Here is a 14583-nt window from a genome sequence, read left to right as displayed (position 1 = left end):
TGCGCGTTCCCCCTGACCCCCGTCAGACGCGCTTCCGATAGGCCCAGGTGGCGAGCGGGAAGAAGACCGCGACCGCGGCCGCCATCCAGATCAGCGCGCCGGTCAGCGGCCCGGCGACCGGCCCGCCGTTCATCAGCCCGCGCAGCACGTCGGACATCTGTGTCACCGGGCTGATGTCCGCCCACGCCTTCAGCCAGCCGGGCATGGTGCCGGTCTGCACGAACACGTTGCTGCCGAAGGTCAGCGGCATCAGCACCACGAACATCAGGCCCTGCACCGCGCCGGGGCTCTTCACCAGCATCCCGACGAACACCGACGCCCAGCAGAACGCCAGCGCGAACGCGATGACCAGCACCACGGCCAGCGCGAACTCCGCCGGGCCGGTCTGGATCCGGTAGCCCATGATCGTCGCGACGATCATCAGCACGGTGATGCACACCAGGTAGCGCACGATGTCGGCCAGCACAGCGCCGATCAGCGGGGCGGACCTGGCGATCGGCATCGCGCGGAACCGGTCGAACACGCCCTTGGTGACGTCGGTGTTGAGCTGGACCCCGACGGTCATGCTGGCCTGCAGGATGTTGAACACCATGATGCCGGGCACGATCATCTGCAGGTAGTCGTCAATGCTCGGGGCGAGCGCGCCACCGAACAGGTACACGAACATGACCAGGAAGATGATCGGCGCGATGGTGACGTCGGCCAGCTGTTCCGGGTTCTTGCGGATCTTCAGGATGCCGCGCCAGGCGAGGGAAAGCCCGTGGTGGACGCTGCTGGACAGGGAAACGCGCTTCGGCGCGGGCGCCGCGATGGTCGTCATACCAGGCTCCCTTCCGGCTTGATGTCCTTTGTGGACTCGTCGGGTCGCTTGCCGGTGAGCGCGAGGAAAACCTCGTCGAGGCTGGGCAGCCGCAGCGCCAGCTCGTCCGCGGTGATCCCGGCTTCGTCCAGTTTGCGGACCAGGGTGGACAGCAGGACGGGGTCGGCGACGGGCGCGGTGAGCAGCCCCGTGTCGTCGTCCCGGTTCGGCTGGACGCCGGTGAGCCCGGCCAGGATGCGTTCGACGGCGTCGAGATCGGCGAGCGCGGTCGGCCGGACCTGCAACGTCTGGCCGCCGGTCCGCCGCTTGAGCTCGTCGGCCCTGCCGTTCGCCACGACCAGTCCGCGGTCGAACACGGTGATCGTGTCGGCCAGCTGGTCGGCCTCCTCCAGGTACTGCGTGGTGAGCAGCACCGTCGTCCCGTCCGCGACCAGCGTCCGGACCACGGCCCAGACCTCGTTGCGGGCGTGCGGGTCGAGTCCGGTGGTCGGCTCGTCCAGGTAGAGCACCTTGGGACGGCCCACCAGGCTCGCGGCGAGGTCGAGCCGCCGCCGCATCCCGCCCGAGTAGGTCTTGATCGCGCGCCCGGCGGCTTCGGTCAGCTCGAACCGCTCCAGCAGATCGGCCGCCCGCTTCTTCGCGTCGGCCCTGGAGAACTCCAGCAGCCTGCCGATCAGCACGAGGTTCTCCGTGCCGGAGAGGTCCTCGTCGACCGACGCGTACTGCCCGGTCAGCCCGATCACGCTCCGGACCGCCATCGGGTTCTTGACGACGTCGTAACCGAAGACGCTCGCGTGGCCGCGGTCCGGCCGGATCAAGGTGGCCAGGATCCGGACGGCGGTCGTCTTCCCCGCGCCGTTCGGCCCCAGCACCCCGACCACCTTGCCCGCCGGGACCTCCAGATCGACCCCGTCGAGCGCCTTCGTCTCCCCATAGTGTTTGACCAGGCCCTCGGCCCTGATCGCGTGAGTCATGTTTCCTCCCGTGGATCTCGCCCCGCGGACAAAGGTGCCCCTCCCGGCTGGCAGACCGCGCACAGCGCGCTGACACCGGCTGATAAGCGCTGGTAGGCGCGAGGTGAGGAGGTTGTGAAGGTGTTGTGGAGACCGCCGCCACGCCGCCCCTGATCGGCATACTCGACGTCATGGTGATCGAAGACCGGGTGCGTGTGAGCCCGCGGGGGAAGCTGGTCAGCGGTCTGCTCATCGGCGCGCTGGTGCCGTTCGCGGTGCTGACGGCGATGCGGTTGGTGGGGTTCGACGGCACCACGTACACGATCGCGGCGCTCGCGCTGACGCCGTACGCGGGGATCGCGACACTGGTGCTCGCCGTCCTCGCGCTGGGCTCGCGGCGCTGGTGGACGGGGGCGGTCGCGCTGGTGCTGACCTTCACGATCGCCACGCTGGTGCTGCCCCGCGCGTTCGCGAACGAGCAGAAGGCGCTCGGCGGGAAACACGTCCGGGTGCTGGCGTCGAACATGCTCGGCGGGCGGGCGGATCCGGCCACGATCGTCGGCTACGTGAAGGACCACCAGGTCGACGTCCTGAGCCTCACCGAGATGACGCCCGAGGCGGTCTCCGGGCTGGAGCGCGCCGGGCTGTTCCAGCTCCTGCCGTTCCACCTGCTGAACCCGGCGGAATGGGCGTCCGGCTCCGGGCTGGTGTCGAAGCACCCGCTCACGCCGTTGAAGCTGAGCGGTGATTCGAACCGCAAGCAGCCGAGCGCGAGCGTCGACCTCGGCGACGGGGTCCGGGTCGAGGTCGTCGCGGTCCATCCGGCGGCGCCGATGTGGGACAGGCACGCCTGGGTCGACGAGGCCAAGGACCTGCCCTACGCCGACGCCGAGCACGACATCCGGATCCTGGCGGGCGACTTCAACGCCGGCTTCGACCACGCACTCTTCCGTGAGCTGCTGACCAGGGGATACGTCGACGCGGCCGATCAGCTGGGGAAGGCACTGCACGGGACCTGGACGAACGGGATGGTGCCGCCGGTGCCGATCGACCACGTGCTGGCGGACAAGCGGACGGCCATCGCGGACTTCAAGGTGCTGGAGATGCCCGGCAGCGATCACGATGCCGTCTACGCGGAGGTCGTCCTGCCCGGAAGGTGACCTTCCGCTGGCAGTCTCCCCGCTCATGAGGAGATCTCGCGCTGTCGCTGCTCGCGGCCTGTGTGCCGGGGCAGCCGCCGCCGGGCTGCCCGGCGGAGCGGATCACCACCGCGGCGACCCTCCGGGACGGGCGGGTGGATCCGGCCTCAAGAGAGCAGGGCGTCCAGCGCTTTGAGGGTGTCGAGCCCGTTGCTCGCCAGCGAGACGCCCCGGCCGTGCCGGATCCGCGGCTCGCGCGGGTTGACGCGGACGAGTGAACCGGTCGCGGCGCTGGCCAGTTCCGCATAGCGCCGCACGGTCGGCACGGCCTGTCCCGCGCCGAGTTCCACCACCACGAGGTCGCGATGCGCGCGGCGCCACGCGGTCAGCTCGTCCAGCTGGGCCTGGCTACGCCGTTCCAGCCAGTCATAGTCGCCGAACATCAGGATGTTGGGCCGCGCGAGACCGCCGCAGCGCGGGCACGACGGCAGCGGTTTCAGCGCGCGCATCGTGTCCTTGTCGAAAGGGACCTCGATGTCGTCCGCGGCCCAGATCTCGCCGGTGCACCGGGCAAAGCACTGAAGATGATGGATGGACCCGTGCGCTTCGGCGACGTGCGGGTAGCCGGCCTTCTGGAACTGTCCGTCCACATTGGACGTGAAGACGCGGGTGCCGCCGGGTGTCCGCGCTCCCCAGGACAGCAGGATCCGGAAGCCCTCGTGCGGGACGGTGTCCCGGTACAGCGCGAGCCGGTGCCCGTAGAAACCCCAGGCCAGTTCGGGGTCTTCGGCGAAATGCCGCGGGTCGGCGAGTTCCACGAAGCTGATGCCCAGCCGCTCGTACGGCGGATACGCCGTCCAGAAACCCTCGTCACCCCGGAAATCGGGCAGGCCGGAGTCGACGCCCATCCCGGCGCCGGCGCAGACGAGCAGCGCGCCGGCGCCGTCGATCAGTTCCGCGGCTCGCTCGAGCTCACTCACCCGGCTTCGAAGCCTGGACGACCTCGAATTCCAACAGGTTCGCGCCGCTGGAGACCGGCTTCGCGCGCTCGCCCGCGTGCGCCTCGCGCGCCGGGCCGGACGCCCAAGCCTGGTACGCCTCTTCGGACTCCCACTTCGTGTAGACGAAGTAGCGCGTCTCGCCGGAGACCGGGCGGAGCAGTTCGAAGCCGAGGAAGCCGGGCTGGTTGTCGACGGCGTGCAACCGTGCGGCGAACCTCTTTTCCAGCTCGGGGCCTGCGCCTTCGGGGACCTCGATCGCGTTGATCTTCACGACTGCCATGCCGCCACCCTACGGCGAAACTCTTTTGCGCCGCGATGTGATGCGTGGGACCTTCCGGAGAATGGCCGACAAGAAGATCCTCATCTCCGGTGCGAGTGTCGCCGGTCCCGCGCTGGCGTTCTGGCTGACCAGATACGGCTTCCGCGTGACCGTCGTGGAGCGCGCGCCGTCGTTGCGCCCCGGCGGTCAGGCTGTCGACCTGCGCGGAACGGCCAAGGAGGTCGCCCGCCGCATGGGCCTGGACGAACGCATCCGCGCGGCGTGCACCGACACCAAGGGCGAGACGCTCGTCGACCGGAGAAACCGCACGAAGGCCACCATCCGTGCCGACGACTTCGGCGGTGACGGTGTCATCGCCGAGATCGAGATCCTGCGCGGCGACCTGACCGACGTGCTGTACGAGGCGACCAGGGAGCAGACGGAGTACGTCTTCGGCGACCGGATCACCGCGCTGGACGAACTGGCAGACGGCGTCGACGTCACCTTCGCCAGTGGTGCGCGACGGACGTTCGACGTGGTCATCGGGGCGGACGGGCTGCATTCGGGAGTGCGGGCGCTGGCGTTCGGCGAGGAGTCGGAGTACGTGCGGCACCTCGGCGCGTACCTGGCGTTCTTCCGCGTGCCGAACCGGCTCGGCCTGCGGGACTGGGCGGTCGGTTTCGACGACGTCGGCCGGTCCGCCGGGATCCGCGCCCTTCGTGACGGCGACGAGGCGATGGCCTACTTCGGGTTCGCCTCGGAGCACGTCGACTACGACTATCGCGACGTCCAGGCGCAGAAAGCGCTGGTCCGCGGGTTCGCCGCCGGGATGGCGTGGGAGGCGCCCTGGCTGCTGGAACGGATGGACGAGGCCCCCGACTTCTACTTCGACTCGTGCGCCCAGGTGATCATGGAATCCTGGTCGCGCGGCCGGATCGGATTGCTGGGTGACGCCGCCTTCTGCCCTTCGCCGCTCTCCGGGCAGGGCACGAGCCTGGCGTTCGTCGGCGCGTACGTCCTCGCCGGGGAACTCGCCGCCGACCTCGGCACCGGGCTCAAGCGGTACGAGACGGTGATGCGCGAGTTCGTCGAGAACACGCAGGCGATGGGGCGGGCCAACGCGGAGACGATCTTCGCGAAGTCGCGGACGGCCCTGCGGATGCGGTACCTGACGATGCGGGCGATGCGGCTCAAACCGATCGCCGCGCTGGCGTCGCGGAGGATGCGGGACGTGGTGAACGGGATCGACCTGCCGGACTACCCCGCTCCCCGCCACTAGAGGACTACTTGCGGGGGTCAGGCGAGGGTGCACGAGGGTGCCGGGTCGGCCGGTCGTGAGTGGCGATCCTCGTGAGCCGCTCAGGCCGATGCCCCCAGTGCCTCTTTGGGGGCGTCCAGTGTTCCCGATGCCTCTTTGGGGGCGCCCAGTGCTCCCGATGCCACTTTGGGAGCACCCAACGCTCCCAATGCCACTTTGGGGGCACCGTCCGACGGCACCCACGCACTCTCCTCCGCGATTCGTCCTCTGGTTGCGGTAGTTCGTGACACGAACTACCGTAACCAGAGGACGAATCGCGGAGGTCAGCCTCGCAGGGTGCCCGGGAGCAGTTCGGCGTCCGGAGGGAGCACCGTGCTGTGGAACCAGGCGTCGAAGAACGGCCGCAGGTCCTGCTCGGCGAGCTTGATCGTGAACGCCTCGAAATCCGCCCAGGAAGCGTTGGCGTTCCGATGGGCCGCCGGCCACTCCTTCAGCAGCCGCGCGAACGCCCCTTCGCCGATCTTCCGCCGCAGCGCGTGGATGGCCAGGATCCCCTTGTCGTAGACACTGTGGAATTCCTGCCCGGCCCCCATCCCGACCAGTTTCGGCGCCCAGAAGTCCGTGCTTCCCCGCATGATCTCGAGGGCGGCGCGGTAACGGTCGTCGAGGTTCTGGCCGTCCCGCGATTCCTGCCACAGCCATTGCGCGTACGACGCCAGACATTCGTTGAGGCAGATGTCGGACCACGAATTCAGGGTCACCGAATCGCCGAACCACTGGTGTGCGGTTTCGTGCACGACGGTGATCAAGTCGGCCCATTTCGCGTAGGTGGGCCTGGTCTGGGTCTCCAGCGAGAAGTGGATGTCCTCGTCCAGGTAGATCCCGCCCGCCGCGTCCACCGGGTACGGCCCGAACTTCGAGGTCAGGAAACCGATGATCTCGGGCAGCCGCCTGCCGGTGTCGCGCCGGTCTTCCGCGCCGGGCGCGTACGCGTTGACCAGCGGCGTCCCGTCCGGGAGGGCCATCCGGTCGACGGTGAACTTGTCGATCGCCACCGTGGTCAGATAGGCCGCCACCGGCGTGCGTTCCTGCCAGGACGTCGTGGACCAGCCGTTCGCCGAGGTCTTCTGGATCTCGCGGCCGTTCGAGATGACGATCCAGCCGTCCGGCACCCGGGCGGTGAGGGTGAACATCGCCTTGTCACGCGGGGTTTCGTTGACGGGATACCAGAACGACGCCGAATGCGGCTCGCCGACGATGAACGCGCCGCCGTCCTTCGACTTCTGCCAGCCGTTCTCGCTGCCGCCCGCTTTCGGGGTCGCCGACGGGTCGCCGCCGTAGACGACCTTCGTGGGGAAGGTGGTCCCGTTCCGGATCGGCTCGGCGGGGGTCACCACCAGCTCGAATTCGCCCTCACGAGCGAACTTCGCCGGTTTTCCCGCCACTTCGACGGATTGGACCGTCAAGCCGCGTAAGTCCAGGTTGTACCGATTGAGGTCCTGGGTCGCTTTCGCGATCACCGTGGTGTCGCCGTCGAGCCGCCCCTTCGCGGGGTCGTAAGTGATCCCGACCTGGTATTCGATCGCGTCGTAACCGCCGTTGCCGTCCATCGGGTAATACGGGTCGCCCGCGCCCGAAGCGCCCGGCGCCGGGTTCATCGGCGGCGGCGGAGGGGGAGCGGCCGGGGGGTCATCGACGCTGCAACCGATAATCAGGGCGCCGACGACGCCCAGAATCAGGCCGGCGGCGGGGACTCGGCTGCGCATGGAGGGGAGCTTAGTGGTGCTTCACCGCGACGGGTTGATCACTTTCGGCGGCGAAGGACCGCCGATCGTCCTCCTGCACGGGCTGATGGGCAGGGCGACGACGTGGTGGCGGGTCGCCGGAAGACTCGAACCGTACGGGCGTGTCCACGGTCTCGACGCGCGCGGCCACGGACGCGGTCCGCGTGGCGGGCCATGGCACACCGAACGGTTCGCCGAAGACGTCGCCGCGGTGCTGCGGACCTTCGGCGAACCCGCGGTCCTGATCGGACATTCGATGGGCGGCCTGCACGCCTGGGTCACCGCGGCCACGCATCCCGGCCTCGTCCGCGCGGTGGTCTGCGAGGATTTCGCGCCCGACCAGCGCGGACGGTCCGTGGACGACTGGCGCGGCTATTTCGAATCCTGGCCGGTCCCGTTCCGGTCGCTGGCCCACGTGCGCGAGTTCTTCGGCGAAACCGGCGACTATTTCATCGAATGCGTCGAAGAACGGAAAGACGGCTATCACCTGATCGCCGCACTCCCCGATCTGTACGAAATCGCGGCGGAATGGGGGCGCCGGGATTTCTGGGAGTACGTCGAACGCGTCCAATGCCCGCTGCTGGCCATCGAAGGCGAGCGGACGGCGATGCCGCTTGGGCAGCAGGCCGAACTCGCGGCCCGCGTGCCCGGCGGCCTCGGCCGCCACATCGTCGTAGAGGGAGCCGGGCACGTCGTGCACGAAGAGGCCCCGGAGACCTACCTCGGTGCCGTCGAAGCCTTTCTCTCCGACGTCATCGGGTAGGTCCCGGAGCCGCTCGCTCAGCCCTTGGCCAGCTGGGCGTCGATCCATGCGCGCAGCCGCGCCTCACCCGGGTAGCCGACGTTCCGCGAGGACGGCAGCTCGGCGGCGTTGCGGACACCGACCAGCGTCGGCAGGTAGCGGATGTTGTATCGGCTCGACAGGTCCCGGCTCTGGTCGACGTCGACCTCGCCGAGCAGGAACCGGCCGCCGTATTCCGCGGCGAGCCGTTCGATCACCGGCTTCATCTGACGGCACGGCGGGCACCACGTCGCGCCGAAGTCCATGATGACCAGCTTCTGCTTCGAGATGTTCATGACTTCGGCGTAGTTGGCCGACGTCACCGTGACCACGTTCTCGGCCGACGGCGACGGCGCGGCCGATGCCACACCGGCGCCGACACCGGTGACGAGCGCCAGCACACCGGCCAGCACGCAGACGAACCGTTGGTACTTGGACAAGACGTACTCCTTCGAATCAGGTAAGTCCACTTAGGACGAACAGTGGGTCGGCAAGCCGCCCGAAACCCAGTCTTCGATGCCTTCGCGGTACTTGCGGACGTTCGTGTACCCGAGTTCCAGCAGGCGCCGTCCGACGAACTCACTGTTGCGGCACGGCGTGTTCGCGCAATAGACGACGATCGCGGCGGCCTTGTCCGGAAGCACCGACGCCGCCAGGCGGTCGGTGAATTCGGCGGCCTGTTCATACGGGAAACCCGGAATGTTCCGTGCTTCCGGAAGATGCTCCTTGTCGAAATAGGCGACCGGCATCGTGTCGACCACGACCACCGTTCCGGCCTCCATCAGGGAGAGCAGTTCCGTACGAGTGATCAACGGCAGCATGGTGCCCCTTCCCGGATGACCGTGATTGACGATTCCCATCGTCGGCCGTCTTCCGGAGTGCGCTCTAGTGCCGTCTCGGGATGCCGAAGGGTTATCGAGGCGTCAGCCTGCCGTGGCGATGCAGCCAGGTCCGGTACGGCGCCGTCCGGTCGGCCAGCCGCCAATATCCCGCCTTCGCCTCATGGGCGAGTTCCGGGACGCCGGTCGCGCACGGGCCGTCCTCGCGCCAGGCGAGCACGTGCCGCACGCACATCGGCGCACCCGCCAGCGGCCGGATCACCAGGCCGTCCGACGGTGGCCGGGTCGGCTGGACCAGCCCGACGCCGTACCCGCCGCTGACAAGGTCTTCCCGCGCGGTGTCGAAGTCGACGTCGTGCGTGATCCGGGGGTCGAAACCGTGCGCGAGACACATTTCGCGGAACACCACCCGGCAGCCGTCGCCCCCGTTCGACACGATCCAGTCCTCCCCGGCCAGTTCGGCGAGTTCGATCTCCTCCTCACCGGCGAGCGGGTGCCCGGCGGGGATCGCGACGAACGACGGCTCACTGGCCAAGGTCACGGTCCGCACCTCCGGCGGCACCGGCAGGCCGCGTCCGCCGCAGATCATGATCAGCGCGAGGTCGATGCCGCGGTTCGCGACCTGCGCCAGCAGCCGGGTGCGCGAGGTGTCCGCCCGCGTGCGGAACGGTTCGCTCGGCCGCAGGTCGCGCAGTCCGTCGAGCAGCGAACTCGTGATGGCGCTGTCGTTCCAGCCGATTCGGAGCGATTCGCCCGTCACGGGTTCCTGGCGGTGGAAGTCGTGCTCCAGCTCGTCGAAGGTGAGCACGATCGCCCTCGCCCGCCGCAGGATGAGGGAGCCGAGTTCGGTGGGCCGCACCCCGTGCTGGTCGCGGTGGAACAGCGGGCCGCCGACCATCCGCTCGATCCGGCGCAACTGGTGGCTGAGCGCGGGCTGCCCGAGCCCCAGGCCGGCCGCGGCACGGTTGAGACTGCCGGAGGAAGCGATCTCACAGATCACGCGAAGATGCCGAACCTGAATCTCCATGCCTCCGTATACCGCGCTTCCGTCCGTGTCCGGCACCTCCGAAAGTCGAGATCCGTAATTTCCTATAACCCGGTGACAACATTTACCGGCAATACCCGGACCGCCGGGGCGTGGCTACGTTCGATCGACGCCTCTTCTCCCGCATATCCCGCGAACCAGGAGCCGTCTTGCTGCGACCACTGCCGCTCACCGAGCATTGCGCCGATCCGCTGGCGCGAGCCGAGCACGTTTGCGTCGGCATCAGCCCGTTCAACAGCTATTTCACGGTGGACCGTATCGCCGATCTCGCCCGCTGGGCCATGTCGGCCTTTCGAGGTTTTCATTTCTTCGTCCCGGACGGGCCGTCGGCGTTCACCATGGAGGCGCTCGGCTACGACCCGGTCCGCGCCGCGCAGAAGGCACAGCGGCAAGGCAACTACACGCGCAACAAGATCGTCCGCGCGTTGCGGCAGGTGTGTCCGTCGGATCCGCACACGCTGATCCTGGACGCCGCGGTGCTCGAAACCGACCGTGTCTACCTCGGCCTGCTTTCCGAGGCACACCAACGGTTCGCCACCGACCCGGAGTTCGCCGAGCAGTGTCTCGGCGCGACGGGCTGGGTGCTGGACCGGCGGCTGCCCGAAGGCGAACACCCCACGCGTGACCAGTTGCGCAGCGCGGTCCGCTACTTCCTCGCCGAGTTGCCGATGTTCGTCGGCACCGTGGCCGTGGCCGGTGTCGGCAGTTCCGTGTTCGCCTATCACCAGCGGGTCGGGTTCCTCGAACGGCTCTACCGCGGCGAACTCTCCTGGCGGCCACTGCGGGGACAGGGCTTCGTCGTTCTCGAACAGGCTGTCCCGGAACGGGTGGAGTGAGGCGTGGCACACGACGACTTCTCGCTGCGCAGGGTACCCGCCGAACGCCGCTACTCCTGGGTTTCCGTCGCGCTGCAACGCTTCGGGCAGGTGTCCTCGTTTCACCAGTTCCTGCTCGGCGCCGTCCTCGGCTTCGGCATGACCTTCTGGGACGCGGTACTGGCCATCACGATCGGCTCGGTGCTGCTGGAGATCATCACCATCCTGATGGGCATCGCCGGCACCCGGGAAGGGCTGTCCACCTCGGTGCTCGCGCGCTGGACCGGGTTCGGTACCGGTGGATCATCGCTGGTCGGGCTGCTCATGACGCTGAGTCTGGCAGGCTGGTTCGGCGTGCAGAACGACGTGTTCGCGCACGGTCTCCACGCGTTGATGGGTGGTCCGCCGGTGTGGGTGTGGGCGCTCGCGGGCGGCGCGCTGGTCACCGCCATCGTCGTGTTCGGCTTCCACGCGATGGCCTGGACGGCGTATCTGACGGTGCCCGCTTTCCTCGCGCTGGCCGGGTATTCGATCATCGCCGCGCTCGGCGGCCATTCGCTGCCCGCGCTGATGGCGGAACCGCCGCCGGGACCGTCGATGTCGCTGGCACAGGGCACCACGCTGGTGGCGGGCGCGTTCATCATGGGCGCGATCATGACCCCGGACATGACCCGGTTCAACCGGACCGCGGCCGACGTCGTGAAGCAGACCCTGGTCAGCATCACCCTCGGCCAGTACCTGATCGGCCTGATCGGGGTGCTGCTCGCGCACGCGGCGAAAAGCGCGGACGTGGTCGGGATCATCACCTCGTCGTCCGGGGTGCTCGGCACGCTGATCCTGGTCACCGCGATCCTGAAGATCAACGACTGGAACCTCTATTCCTCCTCACTCGGCCTCGTGAACACCGTGCAGGTGCTGCTGTCCCGGCGCCTCGGCCGCACCGCCGCGACCCTGCTGCTCGGCGGTCTCGGCACGGTGCTCTCCGCGGTCGGCATCCTCGATCACTTCACCACCTTCCTGACCTGGGTGGGCGTGCTCACGCCACCGGTGGCGGGGGTGGTTATCGCCGAGTACTACGTGGTCCGGCGCTGGAAACCGGATCTTGAGGCCACGCGCGCGTCCGGGGAGTTGCCGCCGGATTGCCCGGCGTGGGTTCCCGTCGCGCTGATCTGCTGGGTCGCCGGGGCCGCGGTGGGAATTTGGCTGCCGTGGGGAATTCCCACGGTGAATTCCGTTCTCGGCGCCTTTCTCCTGTATATTATTCTCGGCAGACGGACCACGGCCGGATCGGTTTCCGTGGCGATGACTTCTTCCGACGGGGCGAAAACCCGTATGTGACAAGGGAGTTCGACGTCGTACAGCTGGATGTTCACCACCTGCGGGTGATGCGGGCGATCGCGGACACGGGCAGCCTTTCCCGTGCCGCGATCGCTCTCGGCGTCACCCAGCCCGCGGTGTCCGCGCAGCTCAAACGGCTGGAGAACATGCTGGGCTACCAACTGTTCGATCGGGGCGAGGGTGGCGTGACACCGACGCCGATGGGCGAGTTGCTGTTGCGCCGGATTGCCGCTTTGCTGCCACAGCTGGACAACCTGCTCGAAGACATCGAGCAGCGCGTCTGCCCCAGCGGCCCGCCCGACGTCGTCCGGGTGGTCGCGGTGGCCAGCGCGCTGGTCGCGCGCCTGCCGTCACTGGTGACCCGGTTGTGGCCGGAGGTCTCCGAGGTGCAGGTCGTGCACGACGACCACCCCGAGCGGCTGCTGCCGCTGCTGGCACAGCGACGCGCGGAATTGGGGCTGGTCAAGGACTATCCGGGACACGAGCTCGAAATCCCCGCGAGTGTGGACACCGCGGTGGTGGTGACCGAGCCGACCTTCGTCCTGCTGCCGGAGTTCCACCCGTTGGCGCACAAGGAGATCATCGACTTGAGCGAGCTGCGGGACGAATCGTGGGTGATGGTGTCCGACTCGTCGGCGACCACGTTCACCAGGTACTTCACGGAAACCTGCGCGCGGCACGGCTTCAGCCCGTCGGTCAGCCATCAGGTGACTTCGCAGCAGGTGGCGCTGCTGGTGGTCCGGGCGGGCGCGATCGGGCTTTCGCAGCCGATCTGCGATCCGCGGAACCTCGGCCTGGTGACCCGGCCGCTGCGCGGGGATGTGTTGCCGCGCAGGCATATTCTCGCCTGGAACCGGGAGACCTTCGTGGCGGGGCGGCAGGCGGAACTGCTCGCGGCCGTGGTCGAAGCGTATTGGGCCGAAGCGAGGACGGCACCGGTCTACGCCCGATATCTGGACTCTCGAGGGCCCCGCCCGGACGACGGATGATCGGGTCACGTCGCCCGGGCGGGAGTCCTCATCGGGACGGGCGCAACGGCCCGGGGTAGAGGTGCTCGTCCGGTGGCCGTACCGTGCCGTAGAGCCACGCGTGGTTGAACTCGCCGAGGTCGAGCTGGGTCATCGCGGAGACGTAGAGTTCGAAGTCGTGCCAGTTCTGGTTGCCCTGCGGGTTGATCATCGGGAAGCCCGCCATGATCTGGAAGAACGCGTCGTCGCCGATCAGACGGCGCAGCGCGTGCACCATCAGCACCGCCTTGGTGGTCGGCGCGAATTCGGTCCCCTTGCCAGGATCGGTGAGCTTCGGCGCCCAGAATCCGGCGTCCCCGCTCACTTTTGCCACCAGGTCGCGGTAGCGCCGGTCGAGGTCGGCGCCGGTCTTGGCCTCGTCCCACAACCACACCGCGTACCGCGCGATGGATTCGGGCATCAGCGCGTCGCGCCACATCTTGCCGCTCACGCCGGCTCCCCACCATTGGTACGCGGTGGCGTACACCAGATCGGCGACGGTGGCCGTGCGGCCGTACACCGGCCGGGTCTGGGCGCCGTGCGTATAGCCGAGGGCGCGGTCGAGGAACAGCCCGCCCGCCGTGGATTGCGGGTAGTCGCCGAACTTCCCGGTGAGGAACTCCAGTACCTCGGGCAGCTTGCCGCCGATCTTCCGCTTGTCGACGGCGCACGGGTGGTAGGCGTTGATCGCCGTCCGGCCACCGGGAAGTGTGATCCTCTCGACCTCCCAGCGTCCGATGCCGAGCATCGTCGTGCTCGGCGCGAGGGCGGTGTCCTCCGAGAAGGTGACGGTGTGCCGTCCGGCGCCCGCGGGAACGTCCGAGATCTGAGAACCGTTACCCAGCACGGAGAATTCGTCCAGGACGGTGACGGAGACGTGCAGGGTGGCCTTGTCGGCTTCGGTGTTGTTGACCGGGAACCAGGTCATCGCCGAACGCGGCAGGCCGGTGGCCACGGCGGAATCGCCGGGGGTGGCCAGCCAGCCGACGCGTCCCCGCGCCGTGCCGATCGGCTCCGGCCGCCCGTCGTAGCCGACCACCACGGTGAACCGCGTACCTTCGGCCAGCGGGGTCCGCGGGGTGATCACCAGCTCGTGTTCGCCCGCCCGCCGGAACGTCGCGGCGACCCCGTCGACGCTGACCGAGCGCACGGTGAGACCGCGCAGGTCGAGGTCGAACCGGCTGAGGTCCTGGGTGGCCGTCGCGGTGATCGTCGCCTTGCCGCTCAACTGTGTCGAGTACGGCGAGTAGTCCAGCGCGAGCGAGTATCTGTCGACGTCGTAACCGCCGTTGCCGTCCTTCGGGTAGTAAGGATCGGCGCCGAGGACGGTGCCGTCGGGTGAGACGTGCACGTACCCGTCACTGCCGGGTGCCGGTCGCGCCGCCGCCTGGGCCTGGCAGGTGCCGATCATCGTGGTGGCGAGCAACGCGGTGCACAGTGGCTCCTGCCACCGAATCCGCACGGTCATGAACGGGCCTTCTCTCTACGGGGGAGGGTGCCCGGTCATCGTGCGGGCGCCCGCGCCGCGCGCGGCACTGCCAGCC

At 68.5% G+C, this 14583-nt stretch carries 15 protein-coding genes; 6 read left to right on the top strand and 9 right to left on the bottom strand.

The features are described from left to right. Nucleotides 1-22 precede the first annotated feature (22 nt). Together BS329_RS04340 and BS329_RS04335 are read right to left on the bottom strand one after the other, a co-directional pair. Nucleotides 23-820, bottom strand: coding sequence for an ABC transporter permease (locus BS329_RS04340; RefSeq protein WP_076155861.1), 798 nt, complete (start codon nucleotides 818-820; stop codon nucleotides 23-25). Further along, nucleotides 817-1794: an ATP-binding cassette domain-containing protein gene (locus BS329_RS04335; RefSeq protein WP_076155859.1), complete on the bottom strand. Its 978-nt coding sequence runs from the start codon at nucleotides 1792-1794 to the stop codon at nucleotides 817-819. Before BS329_RS04335 ends, BS329_RS04340 begins: the two co-directional genes overlap by 4 nt. A gap of 125 nt (nucleotides 1795-1919) precedes the next feature. On the opposite strand from BS329_RS04335, the gene BS329_RS04330 reads away from it, so the two are divergent. Continuing rightward, nucleotides 1920-2933 (top strand): endonuclease/exonuclease/phosphatase family protein, encoded by a 1014-nt coding sequence (locus tag BS329_RS04330; RefSeq protein WP_084749378.1) that lies wholly within the window; start codon nucleotides 1920-1922, stop codon nucleotides 2931-2933. A 146-nt stretch (nucleotides 2934-3079) separates the two neighbouring features. Here the strand turns inward: BS329_RS04330 and BS329_RS04325 are convergent, their stop codons facing one another. Beyond that, nucleotides 3080-3892: an SIR2 family NAD-dependent protein deacylase gene (locus tag BS329_RS04325; RefSeq protein WP_076155857.1), complete on the bottom strand. Its 813-nt coding sequence runs from the start codon at nucleotides 3890-3892 to the stop codon at nucleotides 3080-3082. After that, nucleotides 3885-4193 carry an antibiotic biosynthesis monooxygenase family protein gene (locus BS329_RS04320; protein WP_076155856.1) on the bottom strand — a complete coding sequence of 103 codons (309 nt, stop codon included), beginning with the start codon at nucleotides 4191-4193 and terminating at the stop codon, nucleotides 3885-3887. Before BS329_RS04320 ends, BS329_RS04325 begins: the two co-directional genes overlap by 8 nt. A gap of 61 nt (nucleotides 4194-4254) precedes the next feature. On the opposite strand from BS329_RS04320, the gene BS329_RS04315 reads away from it, so the two are divergent. Continuing rightward, nucleotides 4255-5451 (top strand): FAD-dependent monooxygenase, encoded by a 1197-nt coding sequence (locus BS329_RS04315; RefSeq protein WP_244197028.1) that lies wholly within the window; start codon nucleotides 4255-4257, stop codon nucleotides 5449-5451. A 302-nt stretch (nucleotides 5452-5753) separates the two neighbouring features. On the opposite strand, the gene BS329_RS04310 is transcribed toward BS329_RS04315, so the two are convergent. Continuing rightward, nucleotides 5754-7196, bottom strand: a complete 1443-nt coding sequence (locus tag BS329_RS04310) for a M1 family metallopeptidase (RefSeq protein ID WP_076155852.1) — start codon at nucleotides 7194-7196, stop codon at nucleotides 5754-5756. Between BS329_RS04310 and BS329_RS04305 the strand changes: the two genes are divergently transcribed. Continuing rightward, nucleotides 7195-7977 carry an alpha/beta fold hydrolase gene (locus BS329_RS04305; protein WP_143252845.1) on the top strand — a complete coding sequence of 261 codons (783 nt, stop codon included), beginning with the start codon at nucleotides 7195-7197 and terminating at the stop codon, nucleotides 7975-7977. The two genes, BS329_RS04310 and BS329_RS04305, sit on opposite strands and share 2 nt — an antisense overlap. A gap of 17 nt (nucleotides 7978-7994) precedes the next feature. On the opposite strand, the gene BS329_RS04300 is transcribed toward BS329_RS04305, so the two are convergent. The 3 genes from BS329_RS04300 to BS329_RS04290 form a co-directional block, all read right to left on the bottom strand. Then, nucleotides 7995-8435, bottom strand: coding sequence for a thioredoxin family protein (locus BS329_RS04300; RefSeq protein WP_076155851.1), 441 nt, complete (start codon nucleotides 8433-8435; stop codon nucleotides 7995-7997). 30 nt (nucleotides 8436-8465) lie between these two features. Further along, nucleotides 8466-8816: a rhodanese-like domain-containing protein gene (locus BS329_RS04295; protein ID WP_076156804.1), complete on the bottom strand. Its 351-nt coding sequence runs from the start codon at nucleotides 8814-8816 to the stop codon at nucleotides 8466-8468. A gap of 91 nt (nucleotides 8817-8907) precedes the next feature. After that, on the bottom strand, nucleotides 8908-9861 hold the full coding sequence (locus BS329_RS04290; RefSeq protein WP_076155849.1) for a LysR family transcriptional regulator: 954 nt from the start codon (nucleotides 9859-9861) through the stop codon (nucleotides 8908-8910). Between the two features lie 167 nt (nucleotides 9862-10028). Between BS329_RS04290 and BS329_RS04285 the strand changes: the two genes are divergently transcribed. Genes BS329_RS04285 through BS329_RS04275 form a run of 3 tightly spaced genes read left to right on the top strand, consistent with a single transcriptional unit; the run spans nucleotide 10029 to nucleotide 13021 of the window. Continuing rightward, nucleotides 10029-10715 carry a tRNA-dependent cyclodipeptide synthase gene (locus tag BS329_RS04285; protein ID WP_076155848.1) on the top strand — a complete coding sequence of 229 codons (687 nt, stop codon included), beginning with the start codon at nucleotides 10029-10031 and terminating at the stop codon, nucleotides 10713-10715. A 3-nt stretch (nucleotides 10716-10718) separates the two neighbouring features. Next, nucleotides 10719-12032, top strand: a complete 1314-nt coding sequence (locus BS329_RS04280) for a purine-cytosine permease family protein (RefSeq protein WP_076155846.1) — start codon at nucleotides 10719-10721, stop codon at nucleotides 12030-12032. Then, nucleotides 12029-13021, top strand: coding sequence for a LysR family transcriptional regulator (locus BS329_RS04275; RefSeq protein ID WP_076155845.1), 993 nt, complete (start codon nucleotides 12029-12031; stop codon nucleotides 13019-13021). The genes BS329_RS04280 and BS329_RS04275 overlap by 4 nt, the downstream gene beginning before the upstream one ends. A 28-nt stretch (nucleotides 13022-13049) precedes the next feature. Here BS329_RS04275 and BS329_RS04270 read toward each other — a convergent pair whose 3' ends face one another. After that, nucleotides 13050-14507: a M1 family metallopeptidase gene (locus BS329_RS04270; RefSeq protein ID WP_076155843.1), complete on the bottom strand. Its 1458-nt coding sequence runs from the start codon at nucleotides 14505-14507 to the stop codon at nucleotides 13050-13052. Nucleotides 14508-14583: the final 76 nt, after the last annotated feature.

The sequence above is a fragment of the Amycolatopsis coloradensis genome, from assembly GCF_001953865.1.
GTDB classification, from domain to species: domain Bacteria; phylum Actinomycetota; class Actinomycetes; order Mycobacteriales; family Pseudonocardiaceae; genus Amycolatopsis; species Amycolatopsis coloradensis.
Note: the sequence above shows the minus strand (reverse complement) of the source record. Positions and strands in the feature narration are given on the sequence as shown.

What these genes read in the sequence shown, in the direction of transcription:
- BS329_RS04320 (WP_076155856.1), bottom strand. Translation starts at nt 4,193, where the DNA reads ATGGCAGTCGTGAAGATCAACGCGATCGAGGTCCCCGAAGGCGCAGGC.
- BS329_RS04295 (WP_076156804.1), bottom strand. Translation starts at nt 8,816, where the DNA reads ATGCTGCCGTTGATCACTCGTACGGAACTGCTCTCCCTGATGGAGGCC.
- BS329_RS04340 (WP_076155861.1), bottom strand. Translation starts at nt 820, where the DNA reads ATGACGACCATCGCGGCGCCCGCGCCGAAGCGCGTTTCCCTGTCCAGC.
- BS329_RS04305 (WP_143252845.1), top strand. Translation starts at nt 7,195, where the DNA reads ATGGAGGGGAGCTTAGTGGTGCTTCACCGCGACGGGTTGATCACTTTC.
- BS329_RS04315 (WP_244197028.1), top strand. Translation starts at nt 4,255, where the DNA reads ATGGCCGACAAGAAGATCCTCATCTCCGGTGCGAGTGTCGCCGGTCCC.
- BS329_RS04290 (WP_076155849.1), bottom strand. Translation starts at nt 9,861, where the DNA reads ATGGAGATTCAGGTTCGGCATCTTCGCGTGATCTGTGAGATCGCTTCC.
- BS329_RS04270 (WP_076155843.1), bottom strand. Translation starts at nt 14,507, where the DNA reads ATGACCGTGCGGATTCGGTGGCAGGAGCCACTGTGCACCGCGTTGCTC.
- BS329_RS04335 (WP_076155859.1), bottom strand. Translation starts at nt 1,794, where the DNA reads ATGACTCACGCGATCAGGGCCGAGGGCCTGGTCAAACACTATGGGGAG.
- BS329_RS04310 (WP_076155852.1), bottom strand. Translation starts at nt 7,196, where the DNA reads ATGCGCAGCCGAGTCCCCGCCGCCGGCCTGATTCTGGGCGTCGTCGGC.